This window comes from Psychrobacter okhotskensis, from assembly GCF_965638355.1.
GTDB classification, from domain to species: Bacteria; Pseudomonadota; Gammaproteobacteria; order Pseudomonadales; family Moraxellaceae; genus Psychrobacter; species Psychrobacter okhotskensis.
This window is the reverse complement of sequence record NZ_OZ281822.1, coordinates 123,205-147,940: the sequence shown is the minus strand read 5'-3', so window position 1 is coordinate 147,940 and position 24,736 is coordinate 123,205. Positions and strand designations below refer to the sequence as shown.

The window sequence follows — 24,736 nt, the reverse complement described above, 5'->3', positions numbered from 1 at the left end:
ACCAATATTTGATTCAATCATTTGATAATTAATAAGGAGTCCATTATGGCTGAGAGTTTTAATCCCCAAGCCAATACGGTATTTTGCCGCAAATATCAGCAAGAATTACCAAAGATGCCACATCCCCCTTTTCCTAATAAAAAAGGTCAAGAGCTGCAAGAAACGGTCTCTGACAAAGCTTGGAAAGAGTGGCTTGAGCATCAAACCATGCTCATTAACGAAAACCACCTAAGCATGATGGATCCTAAAGCCAAGCAGTTTTTGACCGAGCAACGTGATAAATTTTTAGACAATGAAGATTATGAGCGCGCGCAAGGTTGGACGCCAGAAAGCTAATTTTTTGATTTTCTGCTATAAAAAACGTGCTATATAAATAATATGGCGCGTTTTTTATTGAGATTTTATTGATAGACTAAATGCCTGATAAGCTGAATAGCTGTTTAATCCTTATGCTTGTCTACTGACTCAGCATCAGTATCAGCAACTTGCGTGGCACTAGCTTGACGAGCCGCCATGCGATCATTGGCTTCTTGCACCGCTTTTTCGACCTCAGCATAATCTGAATGCCGCACATCCTGCCCGCTAATATAATTGATAACCAGCTCTGCCACGTTTTGCGCATGATCACCGATACGCTCAAGCGCGCGCAGTACCCACATGATATTCATGACTTTTGAGACGTAGCGCGAGTCTTCCATAATGTAGGTCATCAAGGCGCGAATGGCCGACTGATACTCATCATTGACCACTTTGTCGTTACGCATGACTTCAAAGGCTTGCTCAGCATTCGACTGACTAAAAGCTTCTAGCGCATTGTGTACCATTAACCGAACTTGGTTGCTCAGATGCTGCACTTCCGCATAGCCATATTCAGTCTTACCTTGCGCGATAATTTTGATTGCCATCTGGGCAATTTTTACTGCTTCATCACCGATACGCTCCAAATCGACCACACCCTTGCTAATAGCCATGACCAAACGCAAATCACTAGCAGCGGGCTGACGCTTGGCAACCAGCAATAAAATATGTTCGTCCAAATCGACTTCCATGCGATTGATGTCAAAATCCATATCAATCACTTCTTGTGCCAGCGTCTGGTTTTTATCGGTCAACGCATGGATGGCCTTGGCGACCTGATTGGCCGCGCTGTCACCCATATGCAGAAACAGTCGAATCGCTTCATCAAGATCTTGGTCAAAACTTTTGGAGATATGCTTGTCATTTTGCATAGAACGTATTCCCTGAAATCTAGGTTTTGATGACACCGTATGCCTATTAAATCGCACATGATTTGAGTGCTCAAACCCGAGCTGCCGATATACTTCGGTCAATGCTAAAAACTTCGAATGATTGCTCACAATAAGTACTCATCCTGTTTGCTTGTTATCAGCGTCTTATTATTAGTGCAGCTTATCTATAGTTAAAATATCCTAAAAACGCGACAATATTGCTGACTCTAAGCGTCGCCCACCTTAATCATCAATGCGCTTAGCCATAACGACCGGTAATATAATCTTCTGTGGCTTTTTGCGCCGGTTTGGTAAATATCTGATCCGTCTCGCCCATCTCAATCATATCGCCCAAATACATATAGACCGTATAGTCCGATACCCTTGCCGCTTGCTGCATGTTATGCGTGACGATAGCGATGGTGTAGTCGTTTTTTAAATCTTCAATCAGGTCTTCGATTGCACCCGTTGAGATAGGATCCAATGCAGAGGTTGGCTCATCAAGCAACAGCACTTCAGGCTTGGTAGCAACACTACGGGCGATACACAGTCGTTGCTGCTGTCCGCCTGATAAAGACAAGCCTGACGCTTTTAGCTTGTCTTTTACTTCTGGCCACAATGCCGATTTTTTTAGCGCCCATTCCACGCGATTATCCAGCTCAGCTTTGCTTAACTTTTCATAAAGTCGCACACCAAAGGCGACGTTATCGTATATCGACATTGGGAATGGCGTTGGCTTTTGAAAGACCATACCGACCTGCGCGCGTAGCAGGTTAACATCGACGTCTTTACCTAAGATATTTTTGCCATCAAGGTTGATACTGCCTTCTGCGTGCATGCCCGGATACAAATCATACATACGGTTAAAAGTACGCAGCAGCGTTGATTTACCACACCCTGAAGGCCCAATAAACGCCGTCACCTTTTTATCCGGAATATCGATGTCGATGTTTTTAAGGGCTTTAAAATCCCCATAATAAAAACTTAAATCTCGAACTTCTAGCTTTGCTGGCGGCATATTCTGCGGAATATCATGCAGGGTTTGCTTATTAAAGCTTGCCACATTTGGCTGAGCCATTTGTGCACTGGTCGATAAAGGGTTGGTTAATAGATTGTCTTCAGTGATATGAGACTTTTTAACCGCCGTTTTTTTAGGCGCTTTATTGATGACATCATTCATAATAGTATCCAACCTGACTTGATATAAATTTAAGTAAAAACCGACGAGGCCTGATTTTTTGGTAGCTGTTATTTACTGTGACCCCGATTGCCAATAAACCGTGCCAAAACATTCAATATCAATACCGACAAGGTAATCAGTAAGGCCGCCGACCATGCCAAGGTATGCCAGTTGTCATAGGGACTCATCGCAAACTGATAAATGGTGTTGGGCAAATTAGCAATAGGTTTACCCATATCGGTACTGAAGTATTGATTATTCAACGCAGTGAATAATAACGGTGCAGTCTCACCGGTAATTCTGGCAAAGGCTAACAATACGCCTGTGGTCAATCCCGCTTTGGCCGCTTTAATCGTAACTTTGGTCACCAGTTGCCACTTTGGTGTACCCAATGCATAGGCCGCTTCACGAATACTATTAGGCACTAAGTTAAGCATGTTTTCTGTGGTGCGTACGACCACAGGGATGACGATTAATGCCAACGCCAACGCGCCTGCCCAACCAGAAAAATTATTGCCTTTGACCATCAGCGCATAAATAAAGAGACCAATCACAATCGAGGGTGCTGATAGCAAAATATCATTTAAAAATCGGGTGACTTTGCCCAGCATACTGCCTTGAGAAAATTCTGATAAATAAATACCGGTCATCAGGCCAATGGGCGCACCGATAAACAGTCCTGAAAATGCCAACATGATTGAGCCGACAATGGCATTGCGTAGACCACCTGCGCTCATCGGTGGTGGGGTATCAGCCGTAAATACTGGCAACTGTACCAATCCTTGAAAACCTTCAACGAACAGGGTCAGTAAAATCCATAATAGCCAAAATAAGCCAAACGCCATCGCCGACAACGCAAAGCCTAGACCAAGCTTATTCAGACGACGACGCTTGTTATAAAGGCTTTTGTTATAACGTACCTCAAAGCTTGTCTTTACCGGTAATGCGCTAGTAGCATTGATAGCAGGGTTAGGCATAACATTCGTTTCCCATATCTTTTTAGATAGCCTTTTTAGACAGCCTTTTTAGACAGCTCTTTCGATACTATCCATCTCTGTCACTCTGAGCCGAACTAAGAACTGACACCAGCTTAGCGATTGCCTGCTTTATGATCCATGCGCATGAGCATAAGCTTCGCTATGGACAACACTATAAAAGTAATCACAAATAATATTAAGCCCAGATGCAGCAACGATGCCAGATGTAGCTCACTAGAGGCTTCGGCAAACTCATTGGCCAGCGCTGAGGTAATCGTAACCCCAGAGGTAAACAGGCTTGGACTGATATTAAAGGCATTACCAATCAAGAAAGTCACTGCCATGGTCTCGCCCAATGCGCGACCCAGTCCTAAAATAACACCACCAACCACACCAGCTTTGGTATACGGCAAAATAATCTTGAACATGACTTCCCAAGTCGTCGCGCCCATCCCATAGGCTGATTCTTTTAATAAGTCTGGCACGACGGAAAAAACATCGCGCATGGTGGCAGCGATAAAGGGAATAATCATGATGGCAAGCACCAAGGACGCTGTGAACATACCCAGTCCCATCGGTGCGCCTTCAAACAGTTTACCGATAATCGGTAAAGGGCCGACGTGTTCAATAAACCATGGTTGGATGTGATCGCCAAAAAACGGCGCGAAGACGAACAAGCCCCACATACCATAAATGATAGAGGGGATACCAGCCAATAACTCAATGGCGATACCAAGTGGTTTTTTTAGAAAAGCAGGACACATTTCGGTCAAAAATATGGCAATGCCAAAGCTCACTGGCACGGCTATCAGAATGGCGATAAATGAGGTCACTAAGGTGCCATAGATGGGTGCAAGTGCACCATATTCATTGGCGACCGTATCCCAGTTATTGCTGGTATAAAAACCTAAACCAAACTCTTGAATACTTGGCCAAGCCCCGACAATTAACGACACTAAAATACCACCTAGAGACATCAATACCAGTATGGCAAATGCTTTGGTGGAGTTAACGAATAAAGCATCGTAACGTTTTTGTTTAGCCAGTTGGGACCTTAAGTCTGTCATAAGTGTCTCAGCATTCAATAGGATAAGATTAAAAAATGAGTGTGTTTATCAGGTTTTATCACAACAAACTCAGCAGATATAAGTATCAGAAGCTATAAATATCATTGGCTTTGCGATTAAATTCGCTGTGATAAAACCTTTCAAACAACTACCGGAGAATAGTTGTTTGAAAGGGTAATTCGATCGTTATTAAATAATGACTATCGAATTACTGAGCAGGTTTATAGACAGGCTGTCCATCGCTACCTTTCACTTCGTTCCACTTCTCTTTGAACAAGGCCACTGCCGTGTCAGAGAATGGTACGTAGTCTAGTTCCATGGCGCTGTCATCACCTTGGGTATAAGCCCAGTCAAAGAAGTTCAACACACCAGCGACTTGCTGAGGATTTTCTGGTTGCTTATGTACCAAGATAAAGGTCGCAGCAGCGATAGGCCATGCTTGGTCAGTTTCAGAGTTGGTGATGACTTTATAAAAGCCTTCTTGCTGTGACCAATCGATATCACCTGCCGCAGCAAACGTCTCAGCAGATGGCTGTACGATGTTACCAGCTGCGTTTTTCAGCGCAGTATGTGACATCTTATTCTGCTTAGCGTAAGCATACTCAACATAGCCGATAGAGTTTTTCATACGGTTGACGTAGCTTGAGACGCCTTCGTTACCTTTACCGCCTGCACCAGTAGCAGAGGTCGGCCACTTGACGGTTTTATCAACGCCAACGGTGTCTTTCCAATCTGGTGAGACTTTGGCCAGATAGTCCGTAAAGTTAAAAGTCGTACCTGAACCGTCTGAGCGGAATACCGTCGTGATTGCCGCATCTGGCAAAGTCAGATCTGGGTTCATGGCTTTGATAGCTGGGTCATTCCAGTTGCTAATCTTGCCCAAATAGATATCTGCTAAGGTCGTACCGTCTAGCTTCAATGCGCCCGGCTCTATACCATCGATGTTGACGATTGGCACGACGCCACCAATAACGGTTGGAAACTGAATAAGGCCAGACTCTTCAAGCTCTTCAGGCGTCATCGGTGCATCAGAAGCACCAAAGTCAACGGTTTTTGATTGAATTTGTTTGATACCACCAGATGAGCCAATCGATTGATAGTTGACTTGGCCACCAGTAGCCGTGTTGTAGTCAGACGACCATTTAGCATAGATAGGCTGCGGGAACGACGCACCTGCACCCGTAATATTCATGGCGACATTTTCAGCAGATTTAAAACCTGTGGTAGCAGAAGAGGCTGTTTGAGAGGTGGTTTCAGCCGTGGTAACAGCGCTACTGCTAGTATCAGCAGTGGGCTCTGCCGTGTCGGTTGATTTATTACATGCCGTGAGCATTAATGTACAACTAACGGCTACTGCTAATAACGAATAACGCATGTAAGGCTCCTAAAGTTTGACAACGATATGAAAAAGGTTTGTTTGTGACATGCGTGCTATCTTGTCAAATCTTTATGACAGTTTGATGACAACCTTTTTAATATTTCAGTCGTGTTAAAAAAGTCTCATTTGAGGACCTGACAGTCAATTAATTTGAGTCACGTTGTTGGGCGATATTAGCCAGCTGCGTTTATAAAGCCATAAAATATAGAGTTGAAACGAGATACGTATAGCCAAATATCATTAGCCGCGCGCGCAGAATTTTGCTAGTATGAAGGGGATTTACAACACTGACAGACTCGGGGTGCGGTGTATTACGAGCTTATTTCATAAGCCTTTTGATACATTCGCTGAGAGATCACCCGCCGAACCTGATGCGGTTAGTACCGACGCAGGGAAGTCTTAAGCCTATGTTATATAAGTACAAAGGGCGCGCAGAAATGCCTTTTTATTATCGCCACTATCTACTAGCATTGTTATGCGGATATAGCGCTTTAATAATCAGTCGCGTCCATCAATCAGCTAAAGATCACTGACTACGTTTAGGTTTGATAGCGCTAGCAGGTTTGTTTTACGATTGAATTTGTCCGTATCATATAGGCCAATCCCCGCAGCTACTGGCGGTGTTGCTTTTATTCAAAAACCAACACGCTAGGACAGCATATGACTACTTCAGATTTACAAACAGCCCAAACCCACATCCCAGCTACTGACGCCCCTCTTACTGCCAATGCTAGTCAAACAACTGACAGTAAAGCGGATAAAAAAGCCGATGCCCTCAAAACCCCTGCTCACCGTACCGCCAATGATGCCCGCTTTGAAGAAGACGCGCGCGACCTACACCGTGTCCTTCCCGCTTCTAGAAAAGTCTATATCGAGGGCTCACGTCCTGACATTCAAGTACCGATGCGCGAAATCACCCTTAACCCTACTCCGATACAAGGCGTGCCTGAAACCGAATGGGAACAGAACCCGCCGTTTTATGTTTATGACACTTCTGGCGTTTATACCGATCCCAATGTCGACATTGATTTGACCAAAGGACTGCCAAAACTACGCGAAGGCTGGATTGCTGAGCGCGGGGATACCGAACAATTAAGCGGATTGTCCAGCTCATATGGACTGGCGCGTGCCCGCGATATCAGTACCGCCAATCTTAGATTCGCTCATATCGACAAGCCTCGCCGTGCATTAGCAGGAAAAAATGTCACACAAATGTACTATGCCCGTCGCGGCATCATTACCCCTGAGATGGAATATATCGCCATTCGCGAGACCCAAAAGCAGCATGAGCTGACCGATATGCGTCAGCACGATGGCGAGAGCTTCGGTGCCAATACACCGACTACTATCACCCCTGAGTTTGTCCGTGACGAAGTGGCGTCAGGTCGAGCCATTATCCCTAATAACATCAATCATCCTGAATCTGAGCCAATGATTATCGGGCGCAATTTTTTGGTAAAAATTAACGCCAATATCGGTAACTCGGCGTTAGGCTCTTCTATTGATGAAGAAGTCTCCAAAATGACGTGGGCAACGCGTTGGGGTGCAGATAATATTATGGATTTATCTACCGGTAATCATATCCATGAAACGCGCGAATGGCTGATTCGTAATTCGCCCGTGCCGATTGGTACCGTCCCTATTTATCAAGCACTCGAAAAAGTCGATGGCGTGGCAGAAGATTTAACGTGGGAAATCTTTCGTGATACCTTGATTGAGCAAGCCGAACAAGGTGTCGATTACTTTACAATTCACGCCGGTGTACTGCTGCGGTATGTGCCGCTAACTGCTGGACGCTTAACGGGCATCGTCTCGCGTGGCGGATCTATCATGGCGCAGTGGTGCATGTTTCATAATAAAGAGAGCTTTTTATATACTCATTTTGAAGATATATGTGAAATCATGAAGCAGTACGATGTGGCGTTTAGTCTAGGCGATGGCTTGCGCCCCGGTTGTTTGCAAGATGCCAATGACGAGGCGCAGTTTGGTGAGCTGCGTACCCTTGGCGAGTTGACCCAAGTGGCGTGGAAGCATGACGTACAGGTCATGATTGAAGGTCCTGGTCACGTAGCAATGAACCGTATTAAAGAAAATATGGACTTGCAATTAGAAGTCTGTGCCGACGCACCTTTTTATACCTTAGGGCCATTAACCACCGATATCGCACCCGGTTACGACCATATTACCAGTGCGATTGGTGCTGCTATGATTGGCTGGTTTGGCACGGCGATGCTTTGCTATGTGACCCCAAAAGAGCATTTAGGCTTGCCCAATAAAAAGGATGTTAAAGACGGTATCATCACCTATAAAATTGCCGCTCATGCCGCCGACCTTGCCAAAGGTCATCCGGGCGCACAAGCTCGTGATAATGCGTTATCTAAAGCCCGTTTTGAATTCCGCTGGGACGACCAGTTCAATCTGGCGCTCGACCCAGATACCGCCCGTGAGTTCCATGATGAAACCTTACCCAAAGACGCGCATAAGACGGCGCACTTTTGCTCGATGTGTGGACCTAAGTTTTGCTCAATGAAGATCACTCAGAACGTGCGGGATTATGCGGCAGGGCTGGATAAAGATGCCGCTAATAAAAAAGTAACCCCACAAACCGGCGACCTAACTGGGGCTGGTCATCTGATCAAAGAGGTAGATACTGAGCTGGTCGGGCAAGTTGGTGAAGCCAGTGCCGAGGAAGTGAGCCAAGGTATGGCAGAGATGACCGACAAATATAATAGTGAAGGACGCCAATTATATAAAGAAGTTTGATTGTTTAATATTTAATGCTTAAGCTTAAATCTAGTCGCTAGGTTTAAGCTTTTTTTACGTTTATTTTTGAGTCTCGTGGAAAAACTCGTTTGAAGTAAGAGTCGCACAGTTTCATAATGAGTAAATAAAAAGGCAAAACCAGTGGATAGCCAAAGACAATAATAAAAATTGTATATCCATGATACCTGCTGGCATGCTCGCCTAGTAACCAGTCTATAAAGTAAATTATATAGAAAACTATCATCAATGCTATGAGAGGCACAATGAACACTCCCGACCAAAGGATTGCTTTTGCTTGTTTAGAGTGCTTTTTGTGACTCGAACGCAACGATCTATAATGCATAAAACCAAATAACATTATTGATACTAAAAACACTACTCTTCCATCTAAATCAATCAGCCATTGAGCCAAAGAACTTGGTGGCTGTCGGTAAGATATGTCTAAAACATCGTTAGGAATATGATCAAAGACCCACTTCGAATCTGCTTTTATCATCCCACTTAAAGGTTCGCCAAGATTAGTCTTCAAGTATTTCGATTCATCAGCAATCTTTAGAGTAACGGTCAGGTCACCAAAGCTTTTCCAAGTTTTGGCAGGTTTTAATGAATAGCTATAGATATATTGATTGGTCCAATCACTACGGTTTACTGTAGGATAGGCAGAATATTTAACATTAATGACATGATTGCCTTCGCTTAAGTTTATCTCAAAGTATTTAGCGTCATTATGGAACTGTACGGCCGTATCCGTTTCTGGATCATGATAAGCGGGCAATGATTTTGAATGACTTTTATAATCATAATTGATAAGTACTGGTACCGCTTGCCCATCGACTTCGACTATAAAGCTTTTGTCTGCATCATTACCTATGCTATCGAACACCTCAAAAACCAAAGGTATTCGATCGCCTTCTTTAGCGCTATAAATTTCGTAAGTGACATCATAGTCAGCTTGATTAAAACCTTCAGCAATATTGATATCTATGTTTTCAGACAATATATCGATATCTTTGCTTGAATATGCCGTACTGGCATTAGTACCGTCGATAATGGGAGACGCCATATTGGCATAGCTAAACATACTGTGGCTTAATAAAAGCAATCCTAAAATGGTCCTACGCATTAATATTCTCTCAAATGGCTCGTCAGCTAGCTGTTCGCGAATCACAAAGCTATTTACAGCCTTCAACTATAATTACTTTACTGTTTTAGTAACCGTCTGTTTAACCATCATAAAAACCACAAAACTAATTATCAAATAAATAGGTGTTATTACTATATAGCCTAACGGCAAAACCCATATAAAGAACAAATCGCGACTTTCTCCTGTTGCGCCTTGACCAATGATCATATCTGTCACCAGTAGATAGAGGTAATAAATTATCAGGCTAAGCAGAGGCACTAGAAAACCACCCACCAGCATGACTGTCCAAAGGGTTTCGGGCTGGGCTTGCTGTCTACGTTTCATCATACGTAAATGCAGTCCACCCAATACAAATAGCGCGAAACTTATAGTTATGAATGGCGAAACAGCCGTCAAAACTTTTGCCACAGGATTCAGAGGTGCTTGAATAATAAAATCAATCTCTTTCGCAAGATTATCGTTGAAATGCCATTGGTTATTAGAAGGTAAAGTATTCTTCGTGCCATCGATATCCATACTGATATAGTCTAAACCACCATTGAAATTTAGCTTAATAAATGACCCTTTAAACTGCTTATCATCACTGACGCTCTCATTCATCGGCACTAACGAATAAGAGTAAGTGCTTATCCCAGTCCAATCACTGCCATAATAATGCGGCTGGACGTCATAAGTAGCTGTAATAGTATGCAACCCTGACGACAAATCCAGGTTGATATACTTTGAATCTGCTCTGAATTGCTCTAAACCAGTATTGGTTGGCATATAGAAATCAGATGTCTCAAGCCCGTTATTATCTTCAGTAACCGTTACGACAGGCACTGATTGACCATCGACAGTAATTTCGAACTCATTACTTTGTCCAAATTCATCGAATACTTCAAAAACCAATGGGAATTGAAGCCCTTCACGATTGTTATACAGCTTATAGCTCACTGTATAACCAGCATTATTAGCATCATCTGTAATATCGATATTAACTGTCTCTGATATAACATCGATGGCATTATTAAAATAAGCAGCGCTTGCCCAAGTACCTGAATAGCCTACAGGCTCCATAGATTGACTAGAAACACTCCAACTTAATAAAAACAATCCTAAAGTAATAAAGCGAAACACAACCTCTCCAAAAACCATGAAAACAAACACAAGTTTAATAAATATCTACTGTGAATGCCATTAAAAAAATCCCAGCAAACCTAAAGTCAGCTGGGATTCAAAATCAATTATAAAGGTTGAAGGCTTTAAACCTTCGACGCCTCATAGATTTCTTCGATTGAGTTATTAATCGTTTCAGAAAATGCTTCATCACTTTGCTGCTTACTCAACCCTTCAGTAAAGGCACGGGAGAAACTGGCAATCATACCTGGGTTTTGCTTAAGCTTAGCACACGCAGCACTACGGCTGTAACCGCCCGACAATGCCACAACTTTTAGCACTTTTGGGTGATCAACCAGCTCTTGGTAAAAGCCTTCTTTCTCTGGCAAGGTCAGTTTCAGCATTACTTGATGACCATCGTCTAAAAAATCAAGATTGTGCAAAAGACTGGTTTTAAGTATCAGCTCACAGTCATGTTTTTTAGCGCTGTCAATATTCACTTCTGGCTCGACAATAGGCATGAAGCCTTTTGAAAGAATCTGCTTGGCCACATCAAACTGCTGCTGTACGACCAGCTCGATACCATCGACATTGGGCTCATAAATCAATGAGCGCATCTTAGTACCAAATACCGGATAGTTTTTGGCCTTGTCCAATAGTGCATCTAAATCAGGTATCGGGCGCATGACTTGCACACCATTCATTTGCTCAGCCAGACCTTTATCAACCTTAAGGAACGGTACGATGTTTTTATCTTCCCACAGATAGTTGGCCGTCGACTTACCCTCAACCTCACGCTCCATGGTATCTTCGAATAGAATTGCCCCAAGCACGCGCTCGCTATCAAAGGTTTCACAAGTGATGATACGGGCTCGCATCTCATGTACGAGATCGAACATGGTGTCATCATTGTCATAATCGTCGCTGCTCACGCCATAATTTTCGAGTGCTTTTGGCGTACTGCCTCCACTTTGGTCAAGCGCCGCGATGAAGCCTGAACCATTTTTTATGCGTTGTAATTGCTTTTCGTATTCCATTGGGCGTGCATCCTATTTTTATTCGTTGAGGTCAAATGTCTCAAAGCAAAGCGCTTTTTGTCAGCTTATATCAGTCTTGCTATTTTTAGATAACCTTATCATAGGATGCCCGGCATGCCTATATCTGATAAGTTAACAATTTTATAAATCGCAACGATATGGATGAATTTAGGCGAAACGGTTATGCTAAAAATAGTACTGTCACACAACCAACCGCCAATAATAGCCCTATTATATTAATGCGATTGAGCCGCTCTTTAAATACGCCAACGCCTATGATGGTTGCCACCGCGATGACGCCCACGTTCATACCAGTAAAGACAATGCTTGGCGACTCAGACAATACTTGGTGCGCTCGTACATAAGCATAAATATTGCCCATATTCAGCGCACCTAATAGTAATCCTGCTCGTAAAGCACCTCCTTGCCAGCGCACCCGTGTGATCAGCAAATAAATAAACAGTAACAGCCCTGCCAGCCCAAAACTGACAAATAAGGTCAGTGGAAAGGCAGACCCTTGCTTGGCCACTTGCTTGAATAGAATATCGATAATGCCGTAGCCTGCCCAGACGCCAAGTAACCAAAGCGGCGTTTGGCGAGCTTGTTTAGTTATGCCGCCCGCTTGAGGACGATACACCAAAGCACCTAGTGCCAAAAAGCCTAATACCAAACCAAATATACGCGTACCTGTCAGTACCTCACCGAATAATAAAAAGGCAGCAACGATAGGAATAATCAATGATAAACGCTGAGCGGCATCGGTTGCCACCATACCAACCGCAGCAATCGCGCGCCCAAGAATGATAAACACCGCAGGCAGTAGCACGCCAAGTGCTATGATAATCCCCCACGCGCTTCCTAACAGACTAAGTCCGCTGATGTCTGGCTTCAATAAAAACCATGTCAATAAAAAAGCCACTGGATAACCAGCGACGATAGTCTGGCGAATATCGATATCTCGTTGACGTAATATTTTCAAGAGTATTGAAACGGCGACACTGTATAGTACCGCGATGGTTAAATACAGCATGAACGTCTACCTTTTAAGTCGCAGTTTTATGTGTTTATTATTTATCCAAGGCGTGTCCTCATTTTTAAAATGGAGATAAAAATGAGATGAATAACAGCCAAATAGAAAATAAGCACTAGAATGTAACAAAATATTTTTTATACAGCAATGTATTTATGAGAGTTGAGCCAATCAGTAATAAACGAGTACAGCCGTTGATTGTCAATTTACAATTAGCATGCAGGCGTGATTACGAAGTTTTGTTAAAATAGCAGCATTTCCCATTCACCCAAATACACGTTTAAGATAATGTCTGCCAGCGTTTGTCTTAGCGTATTGCTATTGATGCTTTACCCTTGCCTATGAATGCTTTATTTCGATTTTTTGAAAACCGTCTACCGGCCTTTCCTGATACGCCTATGCCATTGCCCTCACCTCGCGAAGGGCTGATGAAGTTTTTGTGGGCATGTACCAAAGGCTTACGTATCTGGCTGCTATTCTTTATGATTTTGTCCGCAGGTATCGGTATCTATGAGGCGATGCTGTTTGCATGGATTGGTAACATTGTTGACTGGTTAGGGGTGTATACACCGCAAACACTATGGACTGAAAAAGGCGATACGCTCCTTTTGATGCTAGCGGTCATGCTCCTGAGCCCGTTTTGGATTGCCTTATCGTCGTTCATTCATTTTCAGTCGATTCAAGGTGTGTTCCCGATGCAAATGCGCTGGCGTTTTCATCAGCACATGCTTGGGCAGTCAATGCAGTTTTATCAAGATGAATTCTCTGGTCGTGTGTCAGCCAAGGTAATGCAAACGGCGCTGGCCGTACGCGATACGGTGATGACATTCACTGACATGTTTATGTATGTCATTGTCTACTTTATTACGACTGGGGTTATCTTATTTAATTTAGACAGCTTATTGCTCATACCTTTTGTTATCTGGTTCGTACTGGTTGGCTTTACCTTACGTTTCTTTATTCCCAAGCTTAAACGGACCTCTATCATACAGGCTGATGCCCGCGCATTGATGGTTGGCCGTATCACTGATGCTTACGCCAATATCATGACGGTAAAGCTGTTCAGCCATTCGCGCCGTGAGCTGGGCTATGCCAAAAACGCCATGGGTCAGTTTTTAGGTACGGTTCATGCGCAGATGCGCTGGGTCAGTTATTTAGAGATATCCACCCATCTCATCAGTGTCATCTTAGTAAGTAGTACGGCTGGGATTGGTCTTTATTTATGGCAGCAAGGCGATATTGGCGTCGGTGCTATTGCCGCAGCAACGGCGATGGCATTACGACTCAATGGGTTGACGCAGTGGATTATGTGGCAAACTGCTAGCCTGTTTGAAAGCATCGGTACTGCCCAAGACGGTATGCGTACTTTGTCAGCACCGCAAACGATTGTGGATGTTTCAAATGCACCTGAGCTAAAAGTGACTGATGGTCACATTGTCTTTGACCATGTTGATTTCAGTTATGAAAGTGAAAATGGTGATAACGAAGGCGAGCGTATTGATGAAGTGAGTACTGCGGGAACGGCGATTGCCTCTTCACAAATCAAACTGCTCGATAATTTCTATCTAGATATCAAACCTGGGGAAAAGATTGGTTTGGTTGGACGCTCAGGTGCGGGTAAATCAACCTTAGTGAATTTATTATTGCGCTTCTTTGACGTTGATAAAGGTAAAATCTACATCGATGGACAAGCGATTGATGAAGTCACTCAAGAGTCTCTGCGTCAACAGATCGGTATGGTGACGCAAGATACCTCATTGCTCCATCGCACCGTTCGTGAAAACATCGCTTATGGTCGCCCTGATGCCAGCGATGCAGAAATCATCCGTGCCACTAAGCAAGCACAAGCATGGGAATTTATCAAAGATTTGTATGACGATAAAGGCAATACGGGTTTGGATACGCAAGTTGGTGAACGGGGCGTCAAACTCTCTGGCGGTCAGCGCCAGCGTATTGCCATCTCACGTGTTATGCTAAAAAATGCGCCGATCCTACTCTTGGATGAGGCGACCAGTGCGCTAGACTCTGAGATTGAGTTTGCCATTACCGAAAGCTTGAACGATATCATGACGGGCAAAACGGTGATTGCCATTGCTCATCGTCTCTCTACGATTGCCGCGCTTGACAGACTGGTAGTCATGGATAAAGGTCAAATCATTGAGCAAGGCAGTCACGAAGAGCTACTGGCATTGGATGGCGTCTATGCGGGGCTTTGGCAGCGTCAAAGCGGTGGTTTCTTAGGAGAAGAGAGCTAAAATTGGTACCACCTTAAATCTCACAATAAACTGTAGCTTGAAAACTAAACTTAAAATTGAAAAATGGTCATACAGGGAAGTACGAGTGTTATGGAACAATTTGCTAAAAGTATCACGCTAAATAAAAAACGCGCCCGTTACTACGATTTACACTCATTGGCTGAATCGACCCATGATAATGATAAACGAGCCAAAGCGCATTTCTATGGCGGTAATGGTTTTACGGTCGGTAATTATCAGCCCTTATTGACCGAGCTGGCTGCTGGTTTTGATATCAGCGCGCTAGCGATGCGTGGCTATTGGTATGACAAGCCAAAAGCTCGGGTACTAACCCGTGAGCAAGATGCTGATCTGCTTATTAAATTTTTAGAGCAAACGCAAGATAGTCCTGTTGTGGGCATAGGTCATTCGCAGGGCGCTACTGCGACGGCTATGGCAGCGGCCAAACGTCCTGATCTATTCTCTGCGTTGTACTTGATAGAGCCCGTCACTTTTACCAAATCACAGGCGCTGCTCTATAAGCTGATACCTCGCCGCGTGAAGCTTAAGCGTCAACCTTTTAAAAGCGCGTTAACTAAGCAAAAATTTTGGGCAAATATTGATGATTTTTATGACAGCCTACGAGAAAAAAGCGCTTATCGACGCATCTCTGATGAGCACTTATACCTCTTTGCCGAGCAAAGCTTAGTAAAGCAAAACGATGGCCGTTATGCATTTATCTTCACTCCCGAGCAAGAGATAGCGAATTATTTCGGTATCCCTTATATAGACGGTGCGCTAAAGAAGCTGGCAAAAACCACGGTGCCTTACCAACTCATCATTGGCAAGCCGACTATTTTTATTAATGATAAAGTTCGTAATAATTGGCGAAAATTTGTGCCTACTGACCAGCTTAACATCATGCCTGAGAACGGACATTTATTACCTATAGAAGCACCGGAACAATGCGCCACTGTTATCTTACAGAATTTTAATCGTTAAGCTTTGAGCTTATGACTGATTTATTTACCCCTAGTCCTATGGATAACCTGTTGCCTTATGATGGTCGGGCGAATGACTTGGGTATCGTCATTGATAATAGCCATGAGCTTTATGACATATTATTGAGTGAATTGCCTTGGCAGGCTGACATTGTCACGTTGTTTGGTAAGACCCACGTCACCACGCGCCAAATCGTTTGGATGGGTGGGGATAGCAGCAGCTATCATTACTCAGGACATGCCCGTCAAAGCATTCCATGGTCAGAAACCGTGTTTCACGTGAAACAACATGTTGAGCAGCAGCTAGCAAATATTGGCATTGACGTGAATTTTAATTCTTGCCTGTTGAATTATTACCCCTCAGGTAGTGACGGTATGGGTTATCATGCTGATGACGAAAAGGAATTGGGCTATCAACCTATTATCGCTGCCCTATCAATCGGTGCCACGCGCAAGTTTGTTTTTAAGCATAAAAAAACTCAAGATAAAGTCGAGCTTTACCTTGAGTCTGGTCAGCTTATCGTTATGCATGGCGATACACAAACCTACTGGAAGCACACTATTACCAAGACTAAAACGGTCAACACTGGACGCATTAGTCTCACGTTTCGACAGATGCTGCCAGATTAGTCTACTTTTAAAACTATCTTGCCAAAGGTATCGCCTTTTTGTAGCTCAGTGTGCGCGGCAACGACCTCAGAGAGCGAATAGGTCTGCTGAATATGTAATTTAAGCTTGCCAGTCGCCACGTTTTCTAACACTCTCGCCATATCCTGCCCACTACGCTGGGCTTTATAACCTGCCACGTTTAGGCTTTTTTGACTGCCAGCATCGACGAGCTTATCAACCCAAATCGTTGGTAACACATTGACGCGTGCACCAGATTTGAGTACATCGAGTGCGCGTACCCCTGCATCCCCGCCGACCAAGTCTAGCAATACATCGGCTTGCAAATCAGGAAATGCCTCTTCTTTGGTATAGTCAATCCAGCCGGTCAGCTTGCTTTTATCTATCAAAGTATCAAGCTTGGTATACTTTTCTGCTGAGCAGATGACGGTGACGTTAATATTGTCCTCGTCGACCTTGTCCATTAATAACTGAATGACCAGCTGACCAACCCCACCAGCGGGCGCATTCATGACCACATGCTCGCCTTTTTTGATATCGGCGAACTCAACAAACTGTAGCGCCGTTTGGCCGACGCAAGGGAGCGCACCCGCCTGCTCTAATGTGACGCCTTCTGGCACTTTGGCGAGCAACTTGCCATCGACTGCTACGTATTCTGCATAGCAACCCCCATCAAAAGTCAGAGCGGCAACTTTATCACCAACGGCAAACTGCTCGTTATTGCTTTTGACGATAGTGCCGGCTACATCAAAACCTAAAATCGCTGGCTGATCATGATCAAACTTATCTTTTTGAATATTATCAGCGCCCCAACCTTTACCTTGACGGGTTTTATAGTCAACAGGATTGATGCCGGCGTAGGCAACTTTTACCAAGACTTGCTCATCCGCCAAAGCTGGAATGGCGACACCGTCCTCATAGTTCATAACGTCAGGTTCACCAAACTCACGAATGAGTACCGCATGTTGAGTGGTTGGTATTTGAGTATTAGACATGGTTTATCATCCTTGTATGCTGCTATTGTTTTATTTTTAGTGAATTCTCTGCTTATGGCAACACCAGCTCTGCACTGATGGGCAAGTGATCGGACAGCGTTGACCACGGTTTGCCAGTGTGCACCCATGCATCTTTAACCCTTAAATTACGCACATAGATACGATCTAAGCTGAGCACCGGTAGCTTAGCTGGAAAGGTAGGTGACAGCTTGCCATGACAATGCTTGAAAGCTTCGGTCATGCCGAGACTGGACGCCAGCTTATCACAAGACAGTTTTTTCCAATCGTTAAAGTCACCCGCTAAGATCAGCGGTTGATCAGGGGCAATCTCATTGCGCACATAATTGGCAATGGCCTCATACTGCTTAAGACGATCCCGCTCAAACAAATTTAAGTGCGCGCACAATACTACGACCGGTCTCTCCCAACCTACTGGCTGCACCTCACAATGTAAGACCCCACGCTGCTCCAATTTATTTACCGTAATATTGACGTTATGTTTTGGATCTAACGGAAAGCGGCTGAGCACGGCATTACCATGATGACCGTTTTCATATTCTGAGTTTTTACCATAACTGTTTTGCAGCTGTAGATATTCGCCAAACCATTCATGCTGTGATTGATCAGGATATTCGTTGTATTGCATATTGCGCTTAAGATTCTGACCTTGTACCTCTTGCAAACACAAAACGTCCGAGCCTATACCCTCAAGCGCATGGGCAATACCTTGCATTTTTACTTGCCGATTCATAGGCGACATGCCTTTATGAATGTTATAGCTGGTTAGAACAAAAGAGCTTGTATTAGTCATAAATGTATCAGTCGTCGTGTAAAAAATGGGAGTCATGTTTAAAGTGGATGACGTTAAAATGACAGTAACTTTAAAAGGGCGTTTACTCACCGTTTAATTTATAGTGGTTTAATTTAGAATTGTAGTCAACATCAGGCGAGTACAGCTTGATGATTGAAATTACTAACCATAAGACCTGATAGCCATTCAGTCAAAAAAGCATTGATTCGTATCGAACCAATGCTCTCATCTTATACCGATACGTTACCAATGGCTAATTCATAAGTACATGTCATTAGCAGTCAATATGACTAAAATTAGTAACGGGTCACCAGAGCAATCGGTTGGTCTTCGCCCATGATGTCTTGCGGCATAAACACAGCCTCACCGCCATTGTGAATCACGTGCTCAATGATTTCGCCAATCGCATCATCCGTGACACCTTCTGCAGCAGCATCATTAGCGATGCTTAAAGTCTGTGCTTTTTCGTCAATCTTGGCAGATTGTATATAACCACGGCGCACATAGAGGGTCTCGCCCGCTCCTTGGAAGGCGCTGCGATAGACTTCTTGTAAGTCAGTCTGCAACATATTGGCACCGCGAGCTTTATCAATTTCACCCATGGCCGCTTGGTGTAATGAAGTACGGTACTCTTCTACCGCCTCTTGTAAACAATCGACGATATGCTGGGCGCTACCATCTTCTAGATTGGTGGCGTTTGATACCGTGGCAATGATGTTTTCTGGACGGTCACATACTTCTTTATAATAGCCGATATTTTTTGCGTCACCGACGATGACAAGAGGCATTTTATGCTCGCCCCACAGCTCTTGTACGCTCTTATCCACTTGGTTAAAGAACTCTTTTAAATGACTGCTTTCGTTACTTGCAGAACGGTCAGAGCCACCGTCACTGGTTGTATACAGACCGTTATTCTCGATAGGAAAGGCAATGCTTTCCATATTGTTTTGCACGTCATCACCTTTATCAAGCTCTCTAACAACGCGATCATTAGATGCTTCAATCAAGCGGGCACTATCACGGGTCAGTACCACTGTATAGTAATGTACCGCGCTTGCCATATCGCGAACCAAATCACGGGTAGCAAATCTGTTTGAAATGACCACGCGTTCGGTCGTATCAATCGGCATACGAATTACTTGTACGTCATCAACGCTGGCAAATATCGCTAAAGTATCAAGGTTATAATTATGGTTTAGCTCATTAGTTTTGGCGTGAATGTTGTCCAAAATAGTCGTTGCTGTGCGCTTATCGTACTCTTTGGTGAGACGCTCTTCGACAACTTTTAACTGGTTTTTAAGGGCGATAGGATCTTTGTCATTATCAGGATGTTCGCGGTGAGTTTTAACAAAAATACTGACCGCAGGATTAGCCTTGGTTTCGCGTAAACTTTTGAGAGTCGCTTTCATAAATATTGCTCCTTGTTTTATTATTAGTTACTTTTTATCATTTGCTTCTTATTAGTCACATTCAACATTGTAATTTTTTCTGTGATTCATTTTCTCTGTAAATTATTTATCAGTAGGACTTGTTATCAGTAGGGCTTGATATTTTTATTCCATTCCCTTGATGCTAACAGTCAAACTTCACTTGCTGTAGGGTCAATTTGCAAGCAAATGATAGCGCTTTGTAAGTAAAACAATCTACGTTGTTATAAAAAGCAGGTTTATCCCATTTAAATATATTTGATATCGTTCATCTCCTCACGTTACTTTATGTATTGTCAGTGAGTAGGTTGCATTTTCACTAAATGAACCCATCTTTTATGTAATATAGGTATAAGACCGCAAAATAAATAAGTAGCTGATTGCCTTTTATACTCAGTCGGTTATATCAAGCAAATCACTTATACCAAACCCTATTTAGCCAATAATAATTCATTCACTAATATCAGATACCGGATACTTTTATGACTACCCTTTCTCCAGATTTACACCTTGTCGATTTTGACAACGTTTCTCCAAGTGCACTACAAAGCCAAGTCATGAGCGCTATTGATGATGCCAATGCCTTTTTGGATACGCTGTCCGCAACGACGCAAAATGATACTAATGCGTCTGATATCACTGCTGAGCAAGCTCTGAGTGATGTGATGAACTTTGATCATATCAATCTGGCTTTGGATCGCAGTTGGGGCATTTTGTCACACCTCAATAGCGTGATGAGCAATGATGAGATTCGCCATGTTCATCATGAGCTGTTGCCTAAGCTGTCTGCTTATGGCACTCGTGTAGGGCAGCATCAGCCATTATTTAACCGCTACCAAGCCATTGTGAATGACAAGACGTTCTTTGCCGCGCTTGAGCCTGCACGCGCTCGTGCTATTGAGTTGGCGCTTAGAAGCTTTGAGATGTCAGGCGTGGCGCTACCTAAAGCTGAGCAAGAACAATTTGCAGCTATTCAAAGTGAGCTGTCAACACTGTCGGCGACCTTTTCAGACCATATATTAGACGCGACGCAAGCCTATGCATTGCCATTAGAGTCAGCGCAATTGGCGGGCTTGACAGACAGTGGGCTGGGCCTATTGGCCGATGCAGGTGAGCAATATAAAACCCACGAACTTGCCAGCGGTGCCCTCACCCAAGCGGATATCGATACTTTGCCGACGCCTTACTATGTGGCAAGTTTAAATATTCCTGTTTACCTTGCCATTATGACTCATGCGGACGATCGCAGTCTGCGTGAGACGCTGTATCGCGCTTATGTCACCCGCGCCTCTGAATTTGATGAGCACACCGATAGCAAAGGCGCATCGCTGAATAACGCCGATATCATGGGTCAAATCCTACAATTACGTGAGCAAAAAGCCAAGCTATTAGGTTTTGATAATTATGCAGAAGTTTCGCTATCGACCAAAATGGCAGATAGCGTAACGGAAGTTGAAACCTTCTTACGCGATTTGGCCACGCAAGCGACCCCAACCGCTAAGCAGGATTTAGCACAATTACAAAAATATGCACGAGATTATGGTATTGATGATTTGCAGCCATGGGACAGTGCCTATATCGCTGAAAAAGTAAAACAAAGCGAATTTAGTTTATCGCAAGAAGAGATACGTCCATACTTCCCATTACTAAAAGTCATTAACGGCTTATTTGCCATCGTTGAGCGTTTATACGGTATCAAAGTCCAAGAGCAAAATAGTGATAAGACAGACAGTGAAAGCACATCCGTATCGCGCTGGCACGACTATGTAAGCTTCTACCAACTGTTTGATGCTGACGATAACTTGCTTGGTGGCTTTTATTTTGACTTATTTGCCCGCAGTGGTAAGCGCGGCGGTGCTTGGATGAGTGGTTTTCAGTCGCGTTATACTTATGATGAGCAAGACCATCAACAGCTACCGGTTTGCTTTATGGTCGGTAACTTCACGCCTGCCCTCGATGGCAAACCGAGCTTATTGACTCATGATGAAGTGCTGACCTTGTTCCATGAGTTTGGTCATGGGCTACATCATCTCTTAACCCAAGTAACAGTGGGCGATGTCGCTGGCGTCAATGGTGTCGAGTGGGATGCGGTCGAGCTGCCGAGCCAATTTATGGAAAACTGGGCGTGGGATGCCGAAGGGATTGCGCTGATTAGTAGCCATGTCGAGACTGGTGAGCCGCTGCCTAAAGATAAGCTCGCAGCATTATTGGCAGCGAAGAACTTCCAAAGCGGCATGCAAACCTTGCGTCAAATCGAGTTCGCGCTTTTTGATTTATTAATTCATGCACAGACGCCAGCGCTTGATTATAACGGTATCTTAGCAACATTAAATACCGTGCGTAGCGACATTGCTATCATGCAAACGCCTGACTATAACCGCTTTGCCAATGGTTTTAGCCATATCTTTGCGGGAGGCTATGCGGCAGGTTATTACTCTTATAAATGGGCGGAGCTGCTCTCTGCAGACGCTTTTAGTAAGTTTGAAGAAGAGGGTATTTTTAACCCTGTCACTGGTAAAGCTTTCCGCGAGAGTATCTTGTCGGTTGGTGGTAGTTTTCCCGCCAAGACCAACTTTGAAAACTTCCGTGGTCGCAGTGCCAGCATCGATGCCTTATTGCGTCACAGTGGCTTTAGCGATGTTAAAAATATCGATGCCGCCAATGCACAAAGCAATCGCGAGGTGATTTAAATGCGTTATCAATCGTCACGTCCAAAGCGGCGTTTTTTAGCGGGTGTTCGCTGTCCGAAATGTCAGGCGCTGGATGCGGTGGTACAAGTCAATATCGTCACGCCTGCACCTGATGAGTATATCGAATGTACCCAGTGTGGTCATACAGAGCATCGCCCCGACCCTGATGCTATTAGTGCCAAAAACCATGCGGAAGACCAGCTCGCTCGTGATGCAATGGCGACAGGTACCAGTGGTACGGTAAAGTTTAAAACTTAAGCAAACAAATAATAGTCATATCTAAAAGCTTTTAAGTGCTTTATCATTTAACAGCTTAGATTAACACATGAAGTGCAATACCAAATGTGAGGTGAAAAAAAGACCTAGATGCGCTAGCATCAAAGTCTTTATCCACCGACCAAAGTGAGATTGCAACCATGAACTATACGCATCTAAGCCTAGGGGAACGATACCAGATTTATGCCCTTATAGGGGCAGAACATAGTATTAATTTTATAGCGCGGGCGTTAAACAGAAGTCCCAGTACCATATTAAGAGAAATCAGACGCAATAAAAGCCTGCGCGGTTACCAAGTCAATAACGCTCATAAGAAAGCTTGTGCAAGACGATCAAACAATGCGCTCAGCATCATCGCTGACGTATGGGACTGGGTCACAGACAAGCTTAAAGAGAACTGGAGTCCCCAGCAAATAGCAGGTGTTCATGGTGGACTCAGTCATATGAGCATTTATCGCTATATATGGACAAACAAGCGTAAGGGCGGCAGGTTATGGCAGTGTCTCAGACGTAAAGCCAAGCCTTATCGGCAGCGTTTAACTGCTGAGACTCGTGGTCGTATTAATGACAGAGTCTCTATCCATGAGCGCCCCTCCATCGTTGATGCGCGCACGCGGATTGGCGACTGGGAGGCGGATACCATTATCGGTCAGCATCACAAGCAAGCGATTGTCACGCTCGTTGAACGTAAAACAGGGCTGCTGAAGATGAAACGTGTGGATAATAAAACGGCACAGCAAGTATCAGAGGCAATGATAGAGCTCTTAAAGCCAGTGAGGTTGCAGGTTAAGACCATTACCTCTGACAATGGTAAAGAGTTTGCTCAGCATAAAAAGGTGAAACAAAAGCTCTTTAGCTCTTTCTTCTTTGCCGATGCTTATGCGTCATGGCAGCGAGGAACCAACGAAAATACCAACGGCTTGATCAGAGAGTATCTGCCTAAAGGCTGTGACTTTAGACAAGTCTCTGATGATGAGATGCAGGACATTGAGAACAAACTAAATAACAGACCAAGAAAACGCTTAGGGTTTAAAACGCCTATGCAGGCTTTCTATAATATTAATTAGCGTTGCACTTGGTGTGTTAATCTAAGCAGTATTTTAAGCCTATCTAGCAATAGATAGGCTTTTTATTTTGAGTTTGCTATAGTATGACTACTTATATCTTTGACATAAATTGACCGTAGTATGAAAAATAAAAAACAGCATCCTTTATTAAGCAAACGTGCAAAAGCGAAAGCCGCTAAATCACGTCGTAAAATCTGGATGGCGATTATATTAGTATTGCTATTTATTATTATCGGCTATTTAGTTTGGGCACAATCTGTGCCTGAAACAAGTAAAACTGATAGCAGCTCACCGTCAATCCCTGAGCAAACAGGACCTGAGCCGTCCGCTACTATGCCAGTAGAAAACGTCCTCAGTGAGGCCAATAATGATGACGCTATACAGAATGAAAATGCTGTCATTGATCAAAATTCTGACGATGCTGATACGCGCACTGACTCGACCATTCAAGTGCCGAAGCCCGCTGCTATCTTAAACGCCCCTTTACCAAAAACCGATAGCTTGGCCAAAGAAGAGATTGATCGCTTAGCAGATGAGAGTAAACGCTTTGCTGCCCAAGAAAAACTGGCGGCTGAGCAACTGGCAATGAATAAAAAGCTGACTGAGATGAAAGAAGAGCAAATTGCGCTGATTGAACAACAAATCGCCCAATTAGAAGCAGAAAACGCCGGACAGACTAAAGTAGAATGAATACATAATTTTTTT

General features: G+C 43.9%; 21 protein-coding genes and 1 riboswitch. Of the genes, 9 read left to right on the top strand and 12 right to left on the bottom strand.

Annotated elements, in window-relative coordinates:
- The first annotated feature begins 45 nt into the window (after positions 1 to 45).
- Complete coding sequence (locus ACSUPM_RS00620; protein WP_025652557.1) at positions 46 to 336, top strand: oxidative damage protection protein; 291 nt, start codon at positions 46 to 48, stop codon at positions 334 to 336.
- A 104-nt stretch (positions 337 to 440) separates the two neighbouring features.
- Here the strand turns inward: ACSUPM_RS00620 and phoU are convergent, their stop codons facing one another.
- From phoU to pstS, 5 genes are all read right to left on the bottom strand, one after another.
- A complete protein-coding gene (gene phoU, locus ACSUPM_RS00615) occupies positions 441 to 1,229 on the bottom strand; it encodes a phosphate signaling complex protein PhoU (protein WP_025652558.1) in 789 nt (262 codons plus the stop codon).
- A gap of 259 nt (positions 1,230 to 1,488) precedes the next feature.
- Positions 1,489 to 2,421 (bottom strand): phosphate ABC transporter ATP-binding protein PstB, encoded by a 933-nt coding sequence (gene pstB, locus ACSUPM_RS00610; RefSeq protein ID WP_407074171.1) that lies wholly within the window; start codon positions 2,419 to 2,421, stop codon positions 1,489 to 1,491.
- A 56-nt stretch (positions 2,422 to 2,477) separates the two neighbouring features.
- Complete coding sequence (gene pstA / locus ACSUPM_RS00605) at positions 2,478 to 3,386, bottom strand: phosphate ABC transporter permease PstA (RefSeq protein ID WP_101211186.1); 909 nt, start codon at positions 3,384 to 3,386, stop codon at positions 2,478 to 2,480.
- A 113-nt stretch (positions 3,387 to 3,499) separates the two neighbouring features.
- The gene (gene pstC / locus ACSUPM_RS00600; RefSeq protein WP_010200767.1) at positions 3,500 to 4,453 is read right to left on the bottom strand and encodes a phosphate ABC transporter permease subunit PstC; all 954 of its coding nucleotides are present in this window, start codon (positions 4,451 to 4,453) and stop codon (positions 3,500 to 3,502) included.
- A 208-nt stretch (positions 4,454 to 4,661) separates the two neighbouring features.
- The gene (gene pstS / locus ACSUPM_RS00595) at positions 4,662 to 5,828 is read right to left on the bottom strand and encodes a phosphate ABC transporter substrate-binding protein PstS (RefSeq protein ID WP_436880070.1); all 1,167 of its coding nucleotides are present in this window, start codon (positions 5,826 to 5,828) and stop codon (positions 4,662 to 4,664) included.
- Positions 5,829 to 6,118: 290 nt separating this feature from the next.
- Positions 6,119 to 6,243: riboswitch (TPP riboswitch) on the top strand.
- Between the two features lie 248 nt (positions 6,244 to 6,491).
- Between pstS and thiC the strand changes: the two genes are divergently transcribed.
- Positions 6,492 to 8,594 carry a phosphomethylpyrimidine synthase ThiC gene (thiC, locus tag ACSUPM_RS00590; protein WP_436880069.1) on the top strand — a complete coding sequence of 701 codons (2,103 nt, stop codon included), beginning with the start codon at positions 6,492 to 6,494 and terminating at the stop codon, positions 8,592 to 8,594.
- A gap of 43 nt (positions 8,595 to 8,637) precedes the next feature.
- Here thiC and ACSUPM_RS00585 read toward each other — a convergent pair whose 3' ends face one another.
- From ACSUPM_RS00585 to ACSUPM_RS00570, 4 genes are all read right to left on the bottom strand, one after another.
- A complete protein-coding gene (locus tag ACSUPM_RS00585) occupies positions 8,638 to 9,783 on the bottom strand; it encodes a hypothetical protein (RefSeq protein WP_436880068.1) in 1,146 nt (381 codons plus the stop codon).
- Between the two features lie 6 nt (positions 9,784 to 9,789).
- On the bottom strand, positions 9,790 to 10,857 hold the full coding sequence (locus tag ACSUPM_RS00580; RefSeq protein WP_156915648.1) for a hypothetical protein: 1,068 nt from the start codon (positions 10,855 to 10,857) through the stop codon (positions 9,790 to 9,792).
- A gap of 125 nt (positions 10,858 to 10,982) precedes the next feature.
- Positions 10,983 to 11,873 carry a fructose bisphosphate aldolase gene (locus ACSUPM_RS00575; protein ID WP_201567005.1) on the bottom strand — a complete coding sequence of 297 codons (891 nt, stop codon included), beginning with the start codon at positions 11,871 to 11,873 and terminating at the stop codon, positions 10,983 to 10,985.
- A 181-nt stretch (positions 11,874 to 12,054) separates the two neighbouring features.
- Positions 12,055 to 12,903, bottom strand: a complete 849-nt coding sequence (locus tag ACSUPM_RS00570; protein ID WP_201567003.1) for a DMT family transporter — start codon at positions 12,901 to 12,903, stop codon at positions 12,055 to 12,057.
- 341 nt (positions 12,904 to 13,244) lie between these two features.
- On the opposite strand from ACSUPM_RS00570, the gene ACSUPM_RS00565 reads away from it, so the two are divergent.
- The 3 genes from ACSUPM_RS00565 to ACSUPM_RS00555 all read left to right on the top strand — a co-directional run bounded on the left by ACSUPM_RS00565 (position 13,245) and on the right by ACSUPM_RS00555 (position 16,768).
- Positions 13,245 to 15,158, top strand: coding sequence for an ABC transporter ATP-binding protein (locus ACSUPM_RS00565; protein ID WP_436880067.1), 1,914 nt, complete (start codon positions 13,245 to 13,247; stop codon positions 15,156 to 15,158).
- A 90-nt stretch (positions 15,159 to 15,248) separates the two neighbouring features.
- On the top strand, positions 15,249 to 16,139 hold the full coding sequence (locus tag ACSUPM_RS00560; RefSeq protein WP_201607582.1) for an alpha/beta fold hydrolase: 891 nt from the start codon (positions 15,249 to 15,251) through the stop codon (positions 16,137 to 16,139).
- 11 nt (positions 16,140 to 16,150) lie between these two features.
- Entirely contained in the window at positions 16,151 to 16,768 is a 618-nt protein-coding gene (locus tag ACSUPM_RS00555) for an alpha-ketoglutarate-dependent dioxygenase AlkB family protein (RefSeq protein ID WP_201578194.1), read from the top strand.
- Here ACSUPM_RS00555 and ACSUPM_RS00550 read toward each other — a convergent pair.
- The 3 genes from ACSUPM_RS00550 to ACSUPM_RS00540 form a co-directional block, all read right to left on the bottom strand.
- Positions 16,765 to 17,760 (bottom strand): NADP-dependent oxidoreductase, encoded by a 996-nt coding sequence (locus ACSUPM_RS00550; RefSeq protein WP_436880066.1) that lies wholly within the window; start codon positions 17,758 to 17,760, stop codon positions 16,765 to 16,767. The genes ACSUPM_RS00555 and ACSUPM_RS00550 overlap by 4 nt on opposite strands.
- Before the next feature lie 52 nt (positions 17,761 to 17,812).
- Entirely contained in the window at positions 17,813 to 18,571 is a 759-nt protein-coding gene (locus ACSUPM_RS00545; RefSeq protein ID WP_025652572.1) for an endonuclease/exonuclease/phosphatase family protein, read from the bottom strand.
- 296 nt (positions 18,572 to 18,867) lie between these two features.
- Entirely contained in the window at positions 18,868 to 19,980 is a 1,113-nt protein-coding gene (locus tag ACSUPM_RS00540; protein ID WP_201566993.1) for a baeRF3 domain-containing protein, read from the bottom strand.
- 500 nt (positions 19,981 to 20,480) lie between these two features.
- Between ACSUPM_RS00540 and ACSUPM_RS00535 the strand changes: the two genes are divergently transcribed.
- The 4 genes from ACSUPM_RS00535 to ACSUPM_RS00520 all read left to right on the top strand — a co-directional run bounded on the left by ACSUPM_RS00535 (position 20,481) and on the right by ACSUPM_RS00520 (position 24,721).
- Positions 20,481 to 22,688: a M3 family metallopeptidase gene (locus ACSUPM_RS00535; protein WP_350588038.1), complete on the top strand. Its 2,208-nt coding sequence runs from the start codon at positions 20,481 to 20,483 to the stop codon at positions 22,686 to 22,688.
- The gene (locus ACSUPM_RS00530; protein WP_201566991.1) at positions 22,689 to 22,946 is read left to right on the top strand and encodes a YheV family putative metal-binding protein; all 258 of its coding nucleotides are present in this window, start codon (positions 22,689 to 22,691) and stop codon (positions 22,944 to 22,946) included.
- Between the two features lie 158 nt (positions 22,947 to 23,104).
- Entirely contained in the window at positions 23,105 to 24,031 is a 927-nt protein-coding gene (locus tag ACSUPM_RS00525) for an IS30 family transposase (protein ID WP_436880065.1), read from the top strand.
- A 120-nt stretch (positions 24,032 to 24,151) separates the two neighbouring features.
- On the top strand, positions 24,152 to 24,721 hold the full coding sequence (locus ACSUPM_RS00520) for a hypothetical protein (RefSeq protein WP_201617478.1): 570 nt from the start codon (positions 24,152 to 24,154) through the stop codon (positions 24,719 to 24,721).
- The last annotated feature ends 15 nt before the right edge of the window (positions 24,722 to 24,736 follow it).

What these genes read in the sequence shown, in the direction of transcription:
- pstA (WP_101211186.1), bottom strand. Translation starts at nt 3,386, where the DNA reads ATGCCTAACCCTGCTATCAATGCTACTAGCGCATTACCGGTAAAGACA.
- ACSUPM_RS00555 (WP_201578194.1), top strand. Translation starts at nt 16,151, where the DNA reads ATGACTGATTTATTTACCCCTAGTCCTATGGATAACCTGTTGCCTTAT.
- ACSUPM_RS00530 (WP_201566991.1), top strand. Translation starts at nt 22,689, where the DNA reads ATGCGTTATCAATCGTCACGTCCAAAGCGGCGTTTTTTAGCGGGTGTT.
- phoU (WP_025652558.1), bottom strand. Translation starts at nt 1,229, where the DNA reads ATGCAAAATGACAAGCATATCTCCAAAAGTTTTGACCAAGATCTTGAT.
- ACSUPM_RS00565 (WP_436880067.1), top strand. Translation starts at nt 13,245, where the DNA reads ATGAATGCTTTATTTCGATTTTTTGAAAACCGTCTACCGGCCTTTCCT.
- ACSUPM_RS00570 (WP_201567003.1), bottom strand. Translation starts at nt 12,903, where the DNA reads ATGCTGTATTTAACCATCGCGGTACTATACAGTGTCGCCGTTTCAATA.
- thiC (WP_436880069.1), top strand. Translation starts at nt 6,492, where the DNA reads ATGACTACTTCAGATTTACAAACAGCCCAAACCCACATCCCAGCTACT.
- ACSUPM_RS00525 (WP_436880065.1), top strand. Translation starts at nt 23,105, where the DNA reads ATGAACTATACGCATCTAAGCCTAGGGGAACGATACCAGATTTATGCC.
- ACSUPM_RS00550 (WP_436880066.1), bottom strand. Translation starts at nt 17,760, where the DNA reads ATGTCTAATACTCAAATACCAACCACTCAACATGCGGTACTCATTCGT.
- ACSUPM_RS00545 (WP_025652572.1), bottom strand. Translation starts at nt 18,571, where the DNA reads ATGACTAATACAAGCTCTTTTGTTCTAACCAGCTATAACATTCATAAA.
- ACSUPM_RS00535 (WP_350588038.1), top strand. Translation starts at nt 20,481, where the DNA reads ATGACTACCCTTTCTCCAGATTTACACCTTGTCGATTTTGACAACGTT.
- pstC (WP_010200767.1), bottom strand. Translation starts at nt 4,453, where the DNA reads ATGACAGACTTAAGGTCCCAACTGGCTAAACAAAAACGTTACGATGCT.
- pstS (WP_436880070.1), bottom strand. Translation starts at nt 5,828, where the DNA reads ATGCGTTATTCGTTATTAGCAGTAGCCGTTAGTTGTACATTAATGCTC.
- ACSUPM_RS00620 (WP_025652557.1), top strand. Translation starts at nt 46, where the DNA reads ATGGCTGAGAGTTTTAATCCCCAAGCCAATACGGTATTTTGCCGCAAA.
- ACSUPM_RS00575 (WP_201567005.1), bottom strand. Translation starts at nt 11,873, where the DNA reads ATGGAATACGAAAAGCAATTACAACGCATAAAAAATGGTTCAGGCTTC.
- ACSUPM_RS00540 (WP_201566993.1), bottom strand. Translation starts at nt 19,980, where the DNA reads ATGAAAGCGACTCTCAAAAGTTTACGCGAAACCAAGGCTAATCCTGCG.
- ACSUPM_RS00520 (WP_201617478.1), top strand. Translation starts at nt 24,152, where the DNA reads ATGAAAAATAAAAAACAGCATCCTTTATTAAGCAAACGTGCAAAAGCG.
- ACSUPM_RS00560 (WP_201607582.1), top strand. Translation starts at nt 15,249, where the DNA reads ATGGAACAATTTGCTAAAAGTATCACGCTAAATAAAAAACGCGCCCGT.